The 18,115-nt window shown below is 65.9% G+C and carries 13 protein-coding genes; 5 read left to right on the plus strand and 8 right to left on the minus strand.

Annotation, left to right across the window (positions count from 1 at the left end; genetic code table 11):
* Positions 1–123: 123 nt before the first annotated feature.
* Positions 124–474: an STAS/SEC14 domain-containing protein gene (locus CXQ89_RS14485; protein ID WP_146067273.1), complete on the plus strand. Its 351-nt coding sequence runs from the start codon at positions 124–126 to the stop codon at positions 472–474.
* Complete coding sequence (locus CXQ89_RS14490; RefSeq protein WP_308471689.1) at positions 467–2,089, plus strand: EAL domain-containing protein; 1,623 nt, start codon at positions 467–469, stop codon at positions 2,087–2,089. Before CXQ89_RS14485 ends, CXQ89_RS14490 begins: the two co-directional genes overlap by 8 nt.
* Positions 2,090–2,101: 12 nt before the next feature.
* On the opposite strand, the gene CXQ89_RS14495 is transcribed toward CXQ89_RS14490, so the two are convergent.
* Both CXQ89_RS14495 and CXQ89_RS14500 read right to left on the minus strand, forming a co-directional pair.
* Complete coding sequence (locus tag CXQ89_RS14495; RefSeq protein WP_104104493.1) at positions 2,102–3,862, minus strand: phospho-sugar mutase; 1,761 nt, start codon at positions 3,860–3,862, stop codon at positions 2,102–2,104.
* Between the two features lie 43 nt (positions 3,863–3,905).
* Positions 3,906–4,706: a purine-nucleoside phosphorylase gene (locus CXQ89_RS14500; protein WP_104161757.1), complete on the minus strand. Its 801-nt coding sequence runs from the start codon at positions 4,704–4,706 to the stop codon at positions 3,906–3,908.
* Between the two features lie 105 nt (positions 4,707–4,811).
* On the opposite strand from CXQ89_RS14500, the gene CXQ89_RS14505 reads away from it, so the two are divergent.
* Both CXQ89_RS14505 and CXQ89_RS14510 read left to right on the plus strand, forming a co-directional pair.
* Positions 4,812–6,215 (plus strand): NAD(P)H-quinone dehydrogenase, encoded by a 1,404-nt coding sequence (locus tag CXQ89_RS14505; RefSeq protein WP_104161758.1) that lies wholly within the window; start codon positions 4,812–4,814, stop codon positions 6,213–6,215.
* Between the two features lie 695 nt (positions 6,216–6,910).
* Positions 6,911–8,323 (plus strand): MFS transporter, encoded by a 1,413-nt coding sequence (locus CXQ89_RS14510; RefSeq protein ID WP_104055274.1) that lies wholly within the window; start codon positions 6,911–6,913, stop codon positions 8,321–8,323.
* Positions 8,324–8,395: 72 nt separating this feature from the next.
* Here the strand turns inward: CXQ89_RS14510 and CXQ89_RS14515 are convergent, their stop codons facing one another.
* Positions 8,396–10,285: an acetyl/propionyl/methylcrotonyl-CoA carboxylase subunit alpha gene (locus CXQ89_RS14515; RefSeq protein WP_104161759.1), complete on the minus strand. Its 1,890-nt coding sequence runs from the start codon at positions 10,283–10,285 to the stop codon at positions 8,396–8,398.
* Positions 10,286–10,543: 258 nt separating this feature from the next.
* Between CXQ89_RS14515 and CXQ89_RS18945 the strand changes: the two genes are divergently transcribed.
* Positions 10,544–11,482 carry an endonuclease domain-containing protein gene (locus CXQ89_RS18945; protein WP_258060111.1) on the plus strand — a complete coding sequence of 313 codons (939 nt, stop codon included), beginning with the start codon at positions 10,544–10,546 and terminating at the stop codon, positions 11,480–11,482.
* 405 nt (positions 11,483–11,887) lie between these two features.
* On the opposite strand, the gene CXQ89_RS14525 is transcribed toward CXQ89_RS18945, so the two are convergent.
* The 5 genes from CXQ89_RS14525 to CXQ89_RS14545 all read right to left on the minus strand — a co-directional run bounded on the left by CXQ89_RS14525 (position 11,888) and on the right by CXQ89_RS14545 (position 17,889).
* Positions 11,888–12,523, minus strand: a complete 636-nt coding sequence (locus CXQ89_RS14525; protein ID WP_104161760.1) for a nucleoside triphosphate pyrophosphatase — start codon at positions 12,521–12,523, stop codon at positions 11,888–11,890.
* A 94-nt stretch (positions 12,524–12,617) separates the two neighbouring features.
* Positions 12,618–13,988: a dicarboxylate/amino acid:cation symporter gene (locus tag CXQ89_RS14530; RefSeq protein ID WP_104161761.1), complete on the minus strand. Its 1,371-nt coding sequence runs from the start codon at positions 13,986–13,988 to the stop codon at positions 12,618–12,620.
* Between the two features lie 239 nt (positions 13,989–14,227).
* A complete protein-coding gene (locus CXQ89_RS14535; protein WP_374952988.1) occupies positions 14,228–15,952 on the minus strand; it encodes a DUF885 domain-containing protein in 1,725 nt (574 codons plus the stop codon).
* 84 nt (positions 15,953–16,036) lie between these two features.
* Positions 16,037–16,297, minus strand: a complete 261-nt coding sequence (locus tag CXQ89_RS14540) for an acyl-CoA carboxylase subunit epsilon (protein WP_258060113.1) — start codon at positions 16,295–16,297, stop codon at positions 16,037–16,039.
* Entirely contained in the window at positions 16,294–17,889 is a 1,596-nt protein-coding gene (locus CXQ89_RS14545; protein WP_104161762.1) for an acyl-CoA carboxylase subunit beta, read from the minus strand. Before CXQ89_RS14545 ends, CXQ89_RS14540 begins: the two co-directional genes overlap by 4 nt.
* Between the last annotated feature and the right edge of the window lie 226 nt (positions 17,890–18,115).

Here is an 18,115-nt window from a genome sequence, read left to right on the forward strand (position 1 = left end):
TCGGTCGAAAGAGTCGAAAGAACAGTCTGGAACGACTGTCCGGATGAGCGTTCTTCAGGCACGGGTACGGGCACGGTGGTTTACGAGTGCGGATGTGCTCCGGCGCCGGACAAGGGGCCGAAGGTGGACGTTTCCATGGCGCCCGAAGGACACATCCTGCTGATCCTTCCGCCCGGCGAAGTAGTCACCGGAACCATGGCCGCAGCGGCGAATGACGAAGTGGGGCGGCTGGCCGGCATCAGGAAGATGCCGATGCTGCTGGTTCTGACCGGCGTTGAAGCTGTCACCAGGAGTGCGCGCACTGTGTTCAGCAGCGCTCAGTCGCTGGCCGCCGTCGCGGTTCTTGGCATGACGCCCGTGGACCGTGTCATCGCCAACTTCCTCCTGGGCGGATCCGTTCAGCCCTGCCCCACCCGCTACTTCTCGTCTGAACAGGAAGCCCTGGGCTGGCTGAGGAGGAAAAGCGTTGCCTGATGCCCGGCGCGGGAAACCGGCTGCGCCGGACATCGCACCGGAAACGCCGCAAGACGCCCGCCGTCCGCCGGGAGAAGACGACCGCCTGAGCCAAGTTGTCGAAGGCATCATCCGAATAGCGTCCGGTGATCTCAGCACGCACATCCCCGTCTCCAAGGCCCGGGACCAGGTGGACGCCGTCATCACGGGCATCAACCTGCTGGCCGATGAACTCAACGAGGTCTACGCCGCCTTTGAAGAGCGGGTGGAAACACGCACCCGCGAGCTGCGCGAGGCACACCTGACCATGCAGAAGATGGCGATGACCGATCCGCTCACAGGGATCGGCAATCGCTCATCCCTGCACGAGGCGCTGACTGCTGCGGTCGCCAACCGCAGGGACGGCCAGCCGGGGCCGGCCGTCCTCCTGCTTGACCTGGACGGTTTCAAGGAGGTCAATGACAGTCTGGGGCATGATGCCGGGGACCTGGTGCTGATCGAGATTGCCGCACGGCTGGTGGAGGCGGCCGGCCCCGGCAGCGTTGTGGCACGCCTGGGCGGGGATGAGTTTGCCGTGCTGGTGCCGGTCTCCACCGTCCAGCAGGCACGCAGCACAGCGCTGAAAATCATGGACTCCCTCAAGCGGCGCATCCCGTTGGAGGACATCGACGCCTGGACCGGGGCCAGCATCGGGATCCATCTGGCGGAGCCCCGGGAAGACGCCAGCGCCATTATGCTGCGTGCGGACACCGCCATGTATGCGGCCAAGGAGGACGTTCACCGGCGGGTCAAGGTGTTTGAGCCGGTGATGCTGTACCGCAGGCAGCTGCGCCGCCAAACAGCGCGCGAGCTTCGCCAGGCCGTTTCGAACGGTGAGCTGTTCCTGGAATACCAGCCCGTGGTGGAGCTGCAGAGTGGCCGGCTGCAGGGCGTTGAAGCGCTGGTGCGGTGGAACCATCCCAGCCGCGGTTTGGTGATGCCGGATGACTTCATCCCGCTGGCCGAAGAGACGGGGCTGATTGTCGGGGTCGGCCGCTGGGTGCTGCACACCGCGCTGCACCAGCTTGCGCAGTGGCGCCGGCTGCTGCCCGCGAATGCGAAATTCCTGCTCCGGGTCAATCTGGCGGCGTCGGAACTGCAGAGCATGGATCTGGTGGACTTTGTGCGCGGCTGCCTGCGCACAACGGGAGCGAAGCCGGGGGAACTAGTCCTCGAGATTACCGAAAGCGCTCTTCTCTTGGGCGGTGACGTGGAGACCTACTCGCTGCGCTCCCTGCAGGCGCTGGGGGTTGGCCTGGAAATCGACGACTTCGGCACCGGCTATTCCTCCATCAGCTACCTGCACCGGCTGCCGGTGGACACGGTCAAGGTGGACCGTTCACTGATTTCGGACATGGCCGACGACGACGGCCAGCTGAGGTTCGTGGCGGCGGTCCACAACCTGATCCGTGCCGCCGGCATGGATGCCGTCTTTGAAGGCATTGAAACCGCCAAGCAGGCACGGCAGCTGCAGGAGATGGGTTGCTGCTGCGGGCAGGGCTACTACTTCAGCAGGCCGCTTCCCGCGGTCCAGGTCACCGACCTGCTGCGGGAGGGGCGCACCCTCCCGCAGGCCGTCGTCGTTCTTCCCGGGTAACTCCTGCCGGCGTTACAGTCCCAGAGCGGCGTTCACGTCGGCGAGCACCGCATCAAGCCGGGCGCGGCCCTGTTCGCGGGCCGCCGGAAGGTCCGCTGCGGATTCCACCGGAACAATCACCTCGAGGTAGCACTTGAGCTTGGGCTCGGTGCCGGAGGGGCGGATGATCACCCGGGTGCCGTCAGCCGTGAGGTACTTCAATCCGTCGGTGGGCGGCAGCTCGGCGCTTCCCTCGGCCAGGTCCACGGCGGATTCCACGGGGGAGCCGCCCAGGGACACGGGAGCCTGGGCACGCAGCCGCGCCATCATCTCGCCCAGCAGGCCCAGATCGGACACCCGGACGGAGAGCTGGTCGGTCAGGTGCAGCCCGTGCTCCAGGGCCAGGTCATCGAGTTCATCGAAGAACGTCCGCCCCTGCATCTTCAGGGCAGCAGCCATTTCGGCCACCAGGAGTCCGGCGGAAATGCCGTCCTTGTCGCGGACCAGGCCCGGCGCCACACAGTAGCCCAGGGCTTCCTCATAGCCGTAGGTCAGGTGGGGCACACGGGAGATCCACTTGAAGCCGGTGAGGGTCTCAACGTGGGCAAAGCCGGCAGCTTCGGCAACGCGCGCCAGCAGGCGTGAGGAGACAATCGAGTTCGCGAAAACGACGCCCTTGCGCGTCTTCTCCCCGCGGACCTTCCAGTGCCCGGAGGTGATGCGGCGGGTCAGATGCCGGCCCAGCAGGGCGCCCACTTCATCGCCGCGCAGCATCCGCCACTCGCCGTCGGCCGGGTTGAGAGCCGCCACGGCAACGCGGTCGGCGTCGGGATCATTGGCGATGACCAGGTCGGCGTTGTGCTCGACGGCGGTTTCCAGTGCCAGGTCCAGCGCGCCGGGTTCCTCCGGGTTGGGGAAGGCCACGGTGGGGAAGTCCGGGTCCGGCAGAGCCTGGGCAGCCACCGGAATGACCTTGCGGAAACCGGCGTCCTTCAGCACGGACTTCATGGTTTCGCCGCCCACGCCGTGCAGCGAGGTCAGGACAATCTTCAGATCCCGTTCCGGGAACCGTTCGCGCGATGCCAGCCGGTCCACGGCGTTGATGTAGTCCGCCACGATGGACTCGGACACGTCGGTCCAGCCTTCCGGGGCAATCTCAATGCTCTTCAGCGGCACGCTGTAGTCGATGCGGGCGGCAATTTCGGCGTCGTACGGCGAGACAATCTGCGCACCCTTGCCCGGGCCCTTCACCGTCCGCCCGCCGAGGTACACCTTGTAGCCGTTGTCCGCCGCCGGATTGTGGCTGGCGGTGACCATCACACCGGCGTCGGTGTCCAGGGCGCGGACCGCGTAGGCGAGCACCGGCGTCGGAAGCGTGCAGGGGAGCAGGAAGGTTTCGATGCCGGCGGCACTGAACACGGCCGCCGTCTCCAGCGCGAAGGCGCGTGACTTGTGCCGGGCGTCGTAGCCGATCACGGCACTGGGGGTGTACTTGTCACCAGCCGTGTCCTGCAGGAACGAGGCGATGCCGGCGGCCGTGCGGCGCACCACCGCACGGTTCATCCGGCGGGGTCCGGCGCCCAATGCAGCGCGCAGGCCGGCCGTGCCGAATTCCAGCGTGCCGGCAAACCGGTCCGCCAGCTCTTCCGCGGCAGCTGCTGCTGCGGAAGCATCGGCGGACAGCTCCGCGAGCAGCCCCCGCAGCTCGGCCGCTGTTCCGGAATCGGGGTCTTCATCCGCCCAGCTCTTGGCGGCGGTCACGAGCTCGTTCAGCTCGGTGGGGTTCAACGTCATGGGATGTACCTGCGGATCGGGGATAGGAATGAAGCGGCGGCCGTTAGAGCTTGCCGATGATGTCAGCCAGCAGCCGGGAAATCCGGGGGCCTGCAGCGGCTCCGGCTTCCAGGACCTCGGTGTGGCTGAGCGGCTCCGGGCTGATGCCGGCGGCCAGGTTGGTGACCAGCGAGATGCCGAACACCTCCATGCCGGCGTGCCGGGCGGCGATGGCTTCGAGCGCGGTGGACATGCCCACAAGGTCTGCGCCGATGGTCTTGGCGTACCGGACTTCGGCGGGCGTTTCGTAATGCGGACCGGTGAACTGGGCGTAGACGCCTTCATCCAGGGACGGGTCCACGGTGCGGGCCAGCTCGCGCAGGCGGGAGGAGTAGAGGTCCGTCAGGTCCACGAAGGTGGCGCCTTCCAGCGGGGAGGTGGCGGTGAGATTGATGTGGTCGCTGATCAGAACCGGGGTACCGGGCTTCCAATCGGGGTTCAGGCCGCCACAGCCGTTGGTGAGAACCATCACCTTGGCGCCGGTCGCAGCTGCGGTGCGGACGCCGTGGACGACGGCGCGGACGCCCTTGCCCTCGTAGTAATGGGTGCGTGCGCCGAGAACCAGCGCGCGCTTGCCCGACGGCGTCAGCACGGACCGAATGGTCCCCACGTGCCCCTGCACAGCGGGGGCGGAAAAGCCCGGGATATCCGTTGCGTTGAGGGTGGCAGTGGTCTCGCCGATCAGTTCGGCGGCCTCACCCCAGCCGCTGCCGAGGACCAGGGCAATGTCATGGTTGGGCACGCCGGTTTCCTCGGCAATGTACTTGGCGGCCTGCTGGGCTAGTTCAAAAGGATCGTTGCTCACTGGTCCAACCTACCGTGACTTATGCGTGCGCCGCATGGTGGCTGAGCTTGAGGCGAAGCTTCCGGCGTTTGAGCGGGCGGCGGGGATGGGACAGAATGGACAACTGTGACGACCCAACTTGATTTTACTGCCCGAAAAATTGCGATCCTCGGCGGCGGCCCGGGAGGATACGAAGCCGCCATGGTAGCCGCGTCCCTCGGGGCGGACGTCACCATTGTGGAGCAGGACGGATTGGGCGGCTCAGCCGTGCTGACCGACGTCGTGCCTTCCAAAACCCTGATTGCCACCGCCGACGTGATGACGCGCTTCGCCTCGGCCTCTTCCCTGGGCGTGGACTTTGGCTCCACCGGGCAGCCCGCGGTGGCGGACCTGAAGATGGTCAACAACCGGCTCCTGGCCCTGGCCAAGGAACAGTCCAATGACATTCACCGAACCCTTGAGCGGGTGGGGGTGAAGGTCATTACCGGCAAGGGCCGGCTGCTGGACAACAAGACCCTTGAGGTTGTCACGAAGGACGGCACGCAGACTGTTGAGGCTGAGGCGCTGCTGATTTCGGTTGGCGCCAGCCCGCGCGAGCTGGAATCCTCCATGCCCGACGGCGAACGCATCTTCACCTGGAAGCAGGTCTACAACCTCACCGAGATCCCCGAGCACCTGATCGTCATTGGCTCGGGCGTCACCGGCGCGGAATTCGCATCCGCCTACAACGGCCTGGGCACCAAGGTCACGCTGATCTCCAGCCGCGACCGGGTCCTGCCCGGCGAAGACGCGGATGCCGCCGTCGTGCTCGAGGACGTGTTCCAGGCCCGCGGCATGACCGTGCTGAACCGCTCGCGCGCCGAGTCCGTGAAGAACACCGGCAGCGGCGTACTGGTTACGCTCGACGACGGCCGCACCGTGGAAGGCAGCCACTGCCTCGTGGCCGTGGGCGCCATCCCCAACACGGCAGGCATCGGTCTGGAAGAGGCCGGCGTGCAGCTCGATGACCGCGGACAGATCAAGGTCGACGGCGTTTCCCGCACCACCGCCTCCAACGTCTACGCCGCCGGCGACTGCACCGGAGTGTTCAACCTTGCCTCCGTGGCCGCAATGCAGGGCCGGATCGCCATTGCGCACCTGATGGGCGACGGCGTAAAGCCCCTGAAGCTCAAGAACGTCGCCTCGAACATCTTCACCTCCCCGGAGATTGCCTCCGTGGGCGTGTCCGAACAGGACATTGCCGAAGGCCGCTACCAGGGCGACGTCATCAAGCTCTCCCTGCACACCAACGCACGGGCCAAGATGATGGAGGTCAAGGAAGGCTTCGTGAAGATCATTTCGCGCAAGGGCTCCGGCACCGTCATCGGCGGCGTTGTGGTGGGCCCGCGCGCTTCGGAGCTGATCTTCCCGATCGCCATCGCGGTCACCCAGAAGCTGCACGTCGATGACCTGGCCAACACCTTCACGGTGTACCCGTCGCTGACCGGTTCCATCTCCGAGGCTGCCCGTCGCCTGCACGTGCACATGTAGTTTCCCGTCCGGCGGCAAGGCCGTCAGGGTTTCCTGTTTGGGGCGGTTTCCCGTCCTGCTAAGCCCGCGTCCGCGGTGGATTTGTTCCGCTCCGGATGCGGGCTTTTTGCTGCCCGGGCGGAGCTGCTGCTGTCTGGCTCTGGCGTTCGTCCTCTGTCCTCTGTCCTTCGAGTGTGCATGCCCTGCTGGGTGGAGCCGCTTCGCCCGTCCGCTGAACAGATAAAGGGGCCATTCCGGGGCCCCCTCTCGTCCGTTGAACAGATAACGGGGCCATGTCGGTTCCAGAAGCCCGTTATCTGTTCTATGAATGACCCGTTTAGAGGTGTACCGGCCGGCCATGGCCATCGGGGCCCACGCTCGTCCGCTGAACAGATATCGGGGCTATGTCGGTTCCAGAAGCCCGTCCGTTGAACAGATAACGGGGCCATTCCGAGTCCAGACCCGTCCGCTGAACAGATAACGGGGCCATGTCGGTTCCAGAAGCCCGTTATCTGTTCTATGAATGACCCGGTACGAAGATTCTCCCCGAGCGGCAGAGGATGCAGGCCGTGCAGACGGGGCTGACGTCGTCGTCGGCCTTGGAAGATGTCCACGAATGACGCACTGTGTCCATATAGTGGACACGATGTCCGAATGCTGGGATGTGGCTCATAGCATTATGCAAATAACCTCACTCCCACTGAGAAAGACCTCCAATGTCTACTACCGATCCCTCCGCGACACCTACGCCGGCACCGGCGCCGGCAAAGGCCAACACCAAGGGCCGGGTGATTGTCGCCAGCCTCGTCGGAACGTCCATCGAGTTTTATGACTTCTACGTCTACGCGACCGCTGCGGTTCTCGTTTTCCCGCGCCTGTTCTTTCCGAATGCGGAGGGCGTGACGGCCCTGCTGAGTTCGTTCGCGGTTTTCGGCGTGGCCTTCATTGCCCGCCCGTTGGGATCCATTGTTTTCGGCCACTTCGGCGACAAGGTGGGACGCAAGGGAACCCTGGTGGCCTCGCTGCTGACCATGGGAATTGCCACCTTCCTGATCGGCTGCCTGCCCACGGCCCTCACTCCGGGCTGGACGATCCTGGGCCCGGCACTGCTGGTGGTTCTGCGTTTCGCCCAGGGCCTGGCCCTCGGCGGCGAATGGTCCGGAGCCGCACTGCTGGCTACGGAGAACGCACCGGCCGACAAGCGTGCCGTGTGGGGAACCTTCCCGCAGCTCGGCGCTCCGATCGGCTTCATCCTGGCCAACGGCCTGTTCCTGCTGCTGAGCTTCCAGCTGACCAGCGACCAGTTCGACGACTGGGGCTGGCGCGTTCCCTTCCTCGCCAGCGCTGTCATGGTGATCATCGGCCTGTATGTCCGGCTGAAACTGGTGGAGACCCCGGCCTTCCAGAAGGTTGTCGATTCCGGTGAAGTCAGCAAGATGCCGCTGAGCCGCGCGTTCAAGTACAGCTGGCGCGAGATGATTGCCGGCACGTTCATCATGCTGGCCACGTACGTGCTGTTCTACCTGATGACCACCTTCACGCTCTCCTACGGCACCGCCGCCAAGAGCGAGGAGGCTGCCCGCGCCACCGCTGAGAAGGCAGGGAAGGCCTTCGATCCGGACACCTTCGCTGCCGGCCTGGGCTACGCCCGCAATGACTTCCTGATCATGCTGATCATCGGCGTCGTGTTCTTTGGAATCTTCACGCTCGTCTCCGGTCCGCTGGCCGAGAAGTTCGGCCGCCGCAAGACGCTGTTGGTGGTGACCACGGGAATCCTGCTCTTCGGGTTCACCTTCTCCCCGCTGCTGGGCGGCGGAACCGTCGGTGTCATGGCCCTGCTGATCATCGGCTTCACGCTGATGGGTCTGACGTTCGGGCCGATGGGCGCCATGCTGCCCGAGCTGTTCCCCACCAACGTGCGGTACACCGGGTCGGCGATCGCGTACAACGTCTCCTCCATCCTGGGCGCGGCAGTGGCTCCGTTCATCGCGGTGGCACTGTGGCAGGCAGCCGACGGCAGCCCGTGGCTGGTAGGTGTCTACCTGTCCTCGATGGCGGTGCTGACGCTGATCGCGCTGTTCGTCACCAAGGACACCAAGGACGTGGACTACACGAACCACTCCAGCTGACGCTGCAGCCTTAACGACAACGGCTCGGTCCCCGGTAAAGGGGGCCGAGCCGTTTTGTTGTTGTTGCCGGGGTCAGTCCAGGATCGACGCGATCACAGCACCGGCGGACACCGTCGCACCGGGCAGTGCGCTCAGCCCCGACACGGTGCCGGACTTGTGCGCGGTGAGCGGCTGCTCCATCTTCATGGCTTCGAGTACGACGACGAGATCACCTTCAGCGACCACCGCACCGTCCTCGACGGCCACCTTGACGATGGTGCCCTGCATGGGGGACGTCAGGTCGTCGCCGGTGGCGGCCGGGTTGGCTCCGCCGCGGCTGCGCGAGGATTTGCGGGCCTTGCCGTTGGCGCCGGCTGTGCGATTGCCCGTGCCGTTGGACGCGCTGCCGTTGCCGCCGAGTCCGGCCGGGAGCACGACGTCGAGCCGCTTGCCGCCGACCTCCACCGTGACGCGCTGCCGGCCGCCGTCGTCGTTCCGTGAATTCTGCTCACCGGACCACGAGGGGATGTTGTTGACGAAGTCGGTCTCGATCCAGCGGGTGTGGACCTTGAACGGGCCGGCTGCCGGAGCGAAATCCGGATGCGCAACCACGGCGGCGTGGAACGGCAGCACGGTGGGCATGCCGGTGATTTCCATTTCGGCCAGGGCACGGCGGGCACGCTGGAGGGCCTGCTCGCGGGTGGCGCCGGTGATGACCAGCTTGGCGAGCATGGAGTCGAAGTTGCCGCTCACGGTTTCGCCGGCTTCGATGCCCGAATCCACGCGCACGCCGGGGCCGGTGGGCAGCTTGAGCGTGTCCACGGTGCCCGGGGCGGGCATGAAGCTGCGGCCCGGATCTTCGCCGTTGATGCGGAATTCGAAGGCGTGGCCGCGGATCTCGGGATCGCCGTAGCCGAGCTCCTCGCCGCGGGCCAGCCGGAACTGCTCACGGACCAGGTCCAGGCCGGTGACTTCCTCGGACACCGGGTGCTCCACCTGCAGGCGCGTGTTGACCTCAAGGAAGGAAATGGTGCCGTCGGTGCCGACCAGGAACTCGCAGGTGCCGGCGCCCTGGTAGCCGGCCTCGCGCAGAATGGCCTTGGAAGCGTTGTACAGGCGCTGGTTCTGCTCTTCGGTCAGGAACGGAGCGGGGGCTTCCTCGACCAGCTTCTGGTTGCGGCGCTGCAGTGAGCAGTCGCGGGTGGAGACGACGACGACGTTGCCGTGCGCATCGGCCAGGCACTGGGTTTCCACGTGGCGCGGGGCGTCCAGGAAGCGCTCGATGAAGCACTCGCCGCGGCCGAACGCTGCGGTGGCTTCACGGACGGCGGAGTCGAACATTTCGGGGATTTCTTCGCGGGTGCGGGCCACCTTGATGCCGCGGCCGCCGCCGCCGAAGGCTGCCTTGATGGCCAGCGGCAGGCCGTGTTCATCGGCGAAGTCCAGGACCTCCTGGGCGTTCTTCACCGGATCGGCGGTGCCCGGCACGAGCGGGGCGCCAACCTTGGCCGCGATGTGGCGGGCCTGGACCTTGTCACCGAGCTGGGAGATGGCGTGCGGGGAGGGACCGATCCAGGTCAGTCCGGCGTCGATGACGCGCTGGGCAAACTCGGCGTTTTCGGAGAGGAAGCCGTACCCGGGGTGGATGGCGTCGGCGCCGGACTTGCGGGCGGCGTCGAGGATCTTGCCCATGTCCAGGTAGGACTCCGCGGCGGTGCTGCCGCCCAGGGAGTAAGCCTCGTCGGCGAGGCGGACATGCAGGGCGTCCCGGTCGGGGTCGGCGTAGACGGCAACCGAAGCCAGGCCTTCATCGCGGGCGGCCCGGATAACCCGGACGGCGATTTCGCCGCGGTTGGCGATCAGGATCTTGGTGATGCTGCGGGTGCTGATCTGCGTGGTCTGGGTGGCGTCCTGCGGGTCCTGCAGGGTGCCCTGCGGGGTTTCCTGCAGGCTGCCGGCGGGTGCGGGGTTGAACTGGCTCATTGAATGCACTGGCTCCTTTTGATCTGTTCGGAGCCTAGCGCGATTTTGTGGTTTCCAGCCATATTGCGTGCTGTTTCTGCGTGGGACACCCGGTTTCGTTGTGGGGACCCTACAATCCAGTGCCGTTCGTCGGGCGGGCGGGGCAGGGCTAACTGCGTCCCTGCCTGTTTCCCTGCACAGCCGGAAGCAGCCCCGAGGCTGTACCCAGTGCCGTCAACCAGATGCCGTAAGTCCGGCCCGGCATGGTTGATGGTTTAAATGAGACTGCCGAAGCCGCTCCCACGACCGCTGGAGGGTCAGCCTTTTACCGTCGTCGAAGCCAAAATGCTGGGGGTGGGAACCGAACGGCTGCGTGCCTCTGACCTCCGCACTCCCAGCCGCTCCATTCGGGTTCCGCGAGGCTCGGCGACGAATCTCGTCAACAGCTGCAGGCCGTATCTTGATCTGTTGCCCGATGCCGTTATCAGCCATGCCACGGCTGCAAGGCTTCACGGTCTGGTGCTGCCGCGGAGGCTGGCGGAAGAACATGTGCTGCACCTGAGCCGCGGCTTCGGCAAGGGACAATCACGGCGGCGAAATGTTGTGGGACACCGTCTGGAGCTGAGCCCCGAGGAAAAGAGCATCATTTCGGGCTTGGCTGTGACCGGCATAGCCCGAACCTGGTTGGACGTTGCGGGGCTGCTTTCGTTGGAAGAACTCATTGTGATGGGGGACCAGATTGTGAGTGAGCATCATCGGAACTTTGGTCCGCCACGGCTGCCGCTCGTTCCCTTGCAAGAACTGCGGGCGTTTATTGAGGGCAAGCACCGTGTTGCGCACGTTCGCAAGTGCCGCGCCGCGCTGGAACGCCTTCGTGTTGGTGTGGACTCACCGCCCGAAACCGTGCTGCGGCTCATGCTGTCGAACGATCCACAAATGCCCGAGTTTGTACCCAACGTGGCTATCTGCGATGACAGCGGTGAGCCGCACGTTTGGGCCGACCTCGGCTGCCGGGAATTCCGGACCTGTCTCGAGTACGACGGCGCGCACCACCTCGCCCCTGAGCAGCAGGCTCGCGACCATTACCGCGACCTAAAGACGGCTGAACTCGGTTGGGTGCAGGTCAAAATCAGCAAAACGGATCTAGCCCGGGGCCAGCGCTACGTCTGGGCAAAGGTGCGCCGTGGATTGACCTTGGCCGGTTGGCGCCCTTCGTGAACCGGTCATCCGTCACGGGTCATTCATAGAACAGGTAACGGGCTTCTGGACCCGGAATGAGCCCGTTATCTGTTCTACCGACGGGCTCAGGACCCGGGAGGAGACCGTTATGTGTTCTAGGGATGGGTCGGAACTGAGGAGGAGACCGTTATCTGCTCTACCGACGGGCAGGGCCTCGGATATCCCCGGCCTGTTGGCGCCCTTCGTGAACCGGTCATCCGTCACGGGTCATTCGTAGAACAGGTAACGGGCTTCCGGACCCGGAATGAGCCCGTTATCTGTTCTACGGGCGGGCGGGAACCCGGAATGAGCCCGTTATCTGTTCTACGGACGGGCGTGGACTCGGGACGGCCCCATTATCTGTACAACGGACAGTCAGGAACCCGCCGAAGCAGGGAAAGAACCCTACCGGTCCCAGAGGTCCGTGATCTTGACGCCGGCGCTGGCGAGCAGCTCGCGCAGCATCGAGACGGAAAGGCCGACGACGGCATGCGGATCGCCGTCGACCTTCTCGATGAATGCTCCGCCCAGGGAGTCGATCGTGAAGGACCCGGCCACCTGCAGGGGCTCGCCCGTGGCGACGTAGGCGTCGATCTCCTCGTCGGTGAGCTTGGCGAAGTACACCGAGGCGGAGCTGACGCCGCCGAGCGTAGCACCGGAGCCGCCGTCGTCGTCCGTGTCACGGCAGTCCACGAGCCAGTGTCCGGTGTGCAGCACGCCGACTTTGCCGCTCATCCGGCGGATGCGCTCGCGGGCCACTTCGGGTTCCCAGGGCTTGCCGTGGGCTTCGCCCTCGAACTCGAAGACCGAGTCGCAGCCGATCACCAGGGATCCCTCGGCCTCGGGCAGGGCAGCAACGGCTTCGGCTTTGGCGCGGGCGAGCAGCAGCGCGGTGTCGTGCGGGTCCGGTGTGCCGTAGCGGGCGGTGACGGCGTCTTCGTCGACGTCGGACACGAGCACGGAATGGGCAATTCCCGCGTTGGTCAGCAGCTTGGTGCGGGCGGGGGAGGCGGAAGCGAGGATCAGGTTCAGGTCAGTCACCCCTCAAGCCTAACGGGGACGGTGCCGGCGGCCGGAACGCAAGAAGGCCGCCCCGAAATCCGGAGCGGCCCTCACAGCGACAACAATCAGTACATCAACGCGCCTGGGCGGTGGCGGGCACCGTGGCCTCGACGGCGCCGGTCACCTCGGCGGCAACCTCTCCGGAGTCGTCGGCAAACGGATCACCGTTGCGCTTGGCGTTGTACATCGGCAGGTCCAGGAGGCCGTTGCGCTTGGCGACGATCGCGGGAACCACGGTCTGTCCGGCCACGTTCACGGCGGTGCGGCCCATGTCCAGGATCGGGTCGATGGCCAGCAGCAGGCCCACGCCGGCCAGCGGCAGGCCCAGGGTGGACAGGGTCAGGGTCAGCATGACGACGGCGCCGGTGGTTCCGGCGGTCGCGGCAGAACCCAGCACGGACACCAGGGCGATCAGCAGGTAGTCGGTGAAGCCCAGTTCAATGCCGAAGAACTGCGCCACGAAGATCGCGGAGATGGCCGGGTAGATCGAGGCGCAGCCGTCCATCTTGGTGGTGGCGCCCAGCGGCACGGCGAAGGAGGCGTAGGCCCGGGGTACGCCGAGGTTCCGCTCGGTGACACGCTGGGTCAGCGGCAGGGTTCCCACGGAGGAGCGGGAAACGAAGGCCAGCTGGATGGCGGGCCAGGCGCCGGAGAACCACTGGCGGATGGACAGGCCGTGGGCCTTGATGAGCACGGGGTAGACCACGAACAGCACGATGGCCAGGCCAACGTAGATGGCAATGGCGAACATGCCCAGTGAACCGATGGTGTCCCAGCCGTAGGTGGCCACGGCACGGCCGATCAGGCCCACGGTGCCCAGCGGAGCCAAGCGGATGATCCACCACAGGACCTTCTGGATGACGGCCAGTGCAGAGGCGTTCAGTGCCAGGAACGGGGCAGCGGGCTTGCCGACCTTCAGCGCGGCAATGCCGACGGCGATCGCGATGACCAGCACCTGCAGCACGTTGAAGTTCATGGCGGTGGAGGCGGCGCCGGACTCGGCGATCGAGGTGCTGGCGGTCAGGCCCAGGAAGTTGGCCGGAATCAGGCCGGTCAGGAAGCCCATCCAGCTTCCGGTGCCGCCCTGGTATTCGGCGGGCGGCTCGGCGTCGGCGTTGGCGCCGGGCTGCATGATCACGCCCAGCAGGATGCCGATCACCACGGCGATAAGTGCCGTGATCGCGAACCAGAGCAGCGTCTGCCAGGCCAGGCGGGCGGCATTGGACACCTCGCGCAGGTTCGCAATGGAACTGACGACGGCGGTGAAGATCAGGGGGACGACGGCGGCCTTCAGCAGCGAGACGTAACTCGTGCCGATGGTGGTCAGCGTGGTCGTCAGCCAGTTGGGCTCGCCGTCGCCGACGGTGCCCATGTTCTTGGCCAGCAGGCCCAGCAGCAGGCCCGCAATGAGGGCGATGATGATCTGCGGTCCGAACGCAGTCATCCAGCGGGGCAGCCTGCGGCCGGAGGAAGTCTTGGGGGAGGGGGTCTGTGTGGTCACCTAAAGATGCTAGTAGGCAGTCTTTATCAGAGGAGATTGCTCGTTGCGAAATGTTACGCCGCAGAATCGGAACGCTCCGCGGCGGATAAAGGGAAAACCCCCGGGACATGGCGGTGTGCTGCCCATCCCGGGGGATATTCCGGCTCTTGGTGTGATGAATGTCGCTCTGAAAGTGGCGGGGGTTACGCCTCCAGCAGCGCCCGGCGCAGTGTGTCCAGCCCGACCGACCCGAGCTCCAGGGCGCGGGTGTGGAAGCGCTTCTGGTCGAAGTCCTCGCCTTCCCGGCTGCGCACCTCGTCGCGGATCTGCTCCCAGAGCCGCTGGCCCAGCTTGTAGGCGGGGGCCTGTCCTGGCCAGCCGAGGTAGCGGGTGAACTCGAAGTTCAGCTGTCCCTCGGAGATGGCGATGTTCTGCTTCAGGAACTCGTATCCCTTTTCGGAGGTCCAGGTTCCGGAGCCCCAGCGTTCGGGGATTTCCAGTTCCAGGTGCACGCCGATGTCGAAGACCACGCGGGCGGCCCGCATGCGCTGGGCGTCCAGCATGCCCATCTTGTCGCCGGGATCGCTGAGGTAGCCCAGCTCGTCCATGAGCCGCTCGGCGTACAGGGCCCAGCCTTCACCGTGTCCGGAGACCCAGCAGATGTTGCGGCGCCAGTTGTTCAGCAGTCCGCGGGCCGCCGTCGCCGTCGCGATTTGGAGGTGATGTCCGGGAACACCCTCGTGGTAGACGGTGGTGGTTTCCTTCCATGTGGTGAAGGTGTCTTCACCGGCGGGGACGGACCACCACATGCGGCCCGGGCGGGAAAAGTCGTCGCTGGGACCGGTGTAGTAGATGCCGCCTTCCTGGGTGGGGGCAATCATGCACTCGATCTCGCGCATGGGTCCGTCAATCTGGAAGTGGGTGCCGGCGAGGTCCTGTACGGCGCGGTCCGCCAGACCCTGCATCCAGGCCTGCAGTTCATCGGTGCCGTGCAGCTGGCGGTCGGGATCCTCATCGAGCAGGCGCATGGCCTCTTCAACGGTGGCGCCGGGCTTAATCTGCTCGGCCACGGCTTCCTGCTCGGCAATGATGCGGTCCAGTTCGGCCACGCCCCACTCGTACGTCTCTTCCAGGTCCACAGCGGAACCCAGGAAGCGGCGGGACATCAGGGCATAGCGCTCCCGGCCGACGGCGTCCTTTTCCGGAGCCTTGGGCAGCAGCTCGTTTTCCAGGAACGCGGCCAGGTTGCGGTAGGCGGCGCGGGCGGACTCGGCACCGGTGCGCAGAGCAGCGGTGAGGCTCTCGGGAAGGTCGCCGCCGTCGGCCAGCGCGGCACCGGTGACGTAACTGTCAAAGAAGCCGCCGTCTTCGGCGTACTTGGTGGTCTGTTCCATGACAATCAGCACCTGGCGGCGGGCCGGCAGCAGGCCGCGCTCGCTCCCGGCACGCAGGGAGGTGATGTAGCCGGAGACAGCGTCAGCAACGTTGTGCAGGCGGCCGGCAATGTGCTGCCAGTCCTCAACGGTGGCAGCGGGCATGAGGTCGAAGATCGACCGGATTTCCTGGGCCGGGGACGCGATGTTGTTCAGGTCCGAGAGGTTCCATCCGGACTCATGGATTTCCAGTTCCAGGCCCAGGCGCTCGTGCATGGCGTCAAGGGTTACCCGGTCAACGTCGTCGCTGGGCTGCAGGCCGTCCAGGCGTTCCAGCGTCTCCCGGATGGCTTCGGCAACGGATTCCAGGCCGGCGGGCGAATAGTCCGCGTACTCGGTTTCGTGGCCGGGGATGCCCAGCGAGGTGGCCAGGGACGGATCCAGCTGCAGCAGCGTCTCGGTGAAGGCATCGGCAACGGCGTCGATGGCGGTCGGCTGGCGGGTGCGCGAGCCAGCGAAGGACAGGGGATCTGATGAAGGAGTCTGTTGGGTCACAGGTGAAGCCTAACGCGTCCCTCGGACATCCCCGGATGAATGAAATCCCAACGTAACGCAAACAGTTGCCCCGCGGGCCGCCGGTTAGCGGAAGCTGCGCCGCCAGGAGCCGGGGCCGGGTTTGGGTGCGAGGCTGAGCATCCGCCGCCGGTGCCAGGTGCGGCGGGCGGACTCCGGCGCAGGGCGCGCCGCGCCGTCGTCTGCGCCCAGGCCCATCACGACGGCGGCCAGCGCCGCGAGTTCCTCCTCGGACGGGTTTCCCGACAGCACGGAGAACAGGGGAGGCTGCGGCGGTGCGCTCTGCGGTTCCCGGCCCCAGGTGTCCGGCATATCCCAGGCGGTCACAGCGGGATGTTCCCGTGCTTCTTGGCGGGCAGCGACGCGCGCTTGTCCCGCAGGGCGCGCAGCCCGCGGATCAGCTGGAGGCGGGTTTCGGAAGGGGCGACGACGGCGTCAACGTACCCGAGCTCGGCGGCCTGGTACGGGTTGAGCAGTTCCTCCTCATACTGGGCGATGTAATCCGCGCGTGCCTGCTCAACGCTTTCACCGGCGTCGGCCGCCTGCTTGAGCTGGCCGCGGTAGAGGATGTTCACCGCGCCCTGGGCGCCCATGACGCCAATCTGGGCCGTGGGCCAGGCGAGGTTCAGGTCCGCACCGAGCTTCTTGGAACCCATCACGATGTACGCGCCGCCGTACGCCTTGCGGGTGATGACAGTGAGTTTGGGAACCGTAGCCTCGGCGTAGGCGTAGAGCAGCTTGGCGCCGCGGCGGATGATGCCCTGGAACTCCTGGTCTTTGCCCGGCAGGAAGCCCGGCACGTCCACGAAGGTGAGGATGGGGATGTTGAAGGCGTCGCAGTGGCGGACAAAACGGGCGGCCTTTTCGGAGGCGGCGATGTCCAGGGTGCCGGCGAACTGCATCGGCTGATTCGCCACGATGCCCACCGTGTGTCCTTCGACGCGGCCGTAGCCGATCATCACGTTGGGCGCGTAGAGGGCCTGCATCTCCAGGAAGTGGCCGTCGTCGAGCACCTGCTCAATGACGGCGCGCATGTCGTAGGGCTGGTTGGCGGAATCCGGGATCAGCTCATCCAGGGCAAGATCGCCGTCGTTCAGTTCCATGTCCGAAGCGAACGCTGCCAGCGGAGCCTCGGCAAGGTTGTTGGACGGCAGGAAGTCCAGCAGCTCGCGGACAAACTCAATGGCGTCCTCTTCGTCGGAGGCCAGGTACGCGGAGGTGCCGGTGTTGGTGTTGTGCTGCCGGGCGCCGCCGAGGGTTTCCATGTCCACGTCCTCGCCGGTGACGGTCTTGATGACGTCGGGCCCGGTGATGAACATGTGGCTGGTCTTGTCCACCATGACCACAAAGTCGGTCAGTGCGGGGGAGTAGGCAGCCCCGCCGGCGGACGGGCCCATGATGAGGGAGATCTGCGGGACCACGCCGGAGGCATGGACGTTGTTGCGGAAGATGTCCGCAAACATGGCGAGTGAGGCAACGCCTTCCTGGATGCGGGCGCCGCCGCCGTCCAGGATGCCGACGACGGGGCAGCCGTTTCGCAGAGCGTGTTCCTGGACCTTGACGATCTTCTCGCCGTTGACCTGGCTCAGCGATCCGCCGTACACGGTGAAGTCCTGGCTGTAGACGGCGATGGGCCGGCCGTCCACGGTGGCGTAACCCGACACCAGGCCGTCGCCCAGCGGCTTCTTCTTTTCCATGCCGAACGCGGTGGACCGGTGTACGGCGAGGGCATCGAATTCGACGAAGGACCCGGCATCAACGAGCATCTCGACGCGCTCGCGGGCGGTGTGTTTGCCCCGGGCGTGCTGCTTCTCCACGGCGGCCGGACCGGACGGCATTTGCGCCTGCTCCTGGCGGCGGCGGTACTCTGCGATCTTGCCGGCTGTGGTCTGCAGATCAAGGTCCTGGTCGATGCTCATCTGGTCTCCGGAGTGCGCAGTGGTTGGGGCTTTTGCCGTGCGGTATCGGTGCGGCATTTCTGCGTTAAGTAGGAAATGCACAACGCGCACGGCGATTTATCCAGTCTAGTGAGGTCATTCACCGGTCCCCGGTGTAGGGATCCTACAATTTCGCACCGTTGCCCTTGGCCTGGTGTGCGCGGGGCGAGCGTAGCGGGGGCTTTGCGGCGTATCCGGAGTTCAACCG

Origin of the sequence: Arthrobacter sp. ZGTC212 (genome assembly GCF_002929255.1) — a bacterium.
Classification (GTDB): Bacteria; Actinomycetota; Actinomycetes; order Actinomycetales; family Micrococcaceae; genus Arthrobacter_B; species Arthrobacter_B sunyaminii.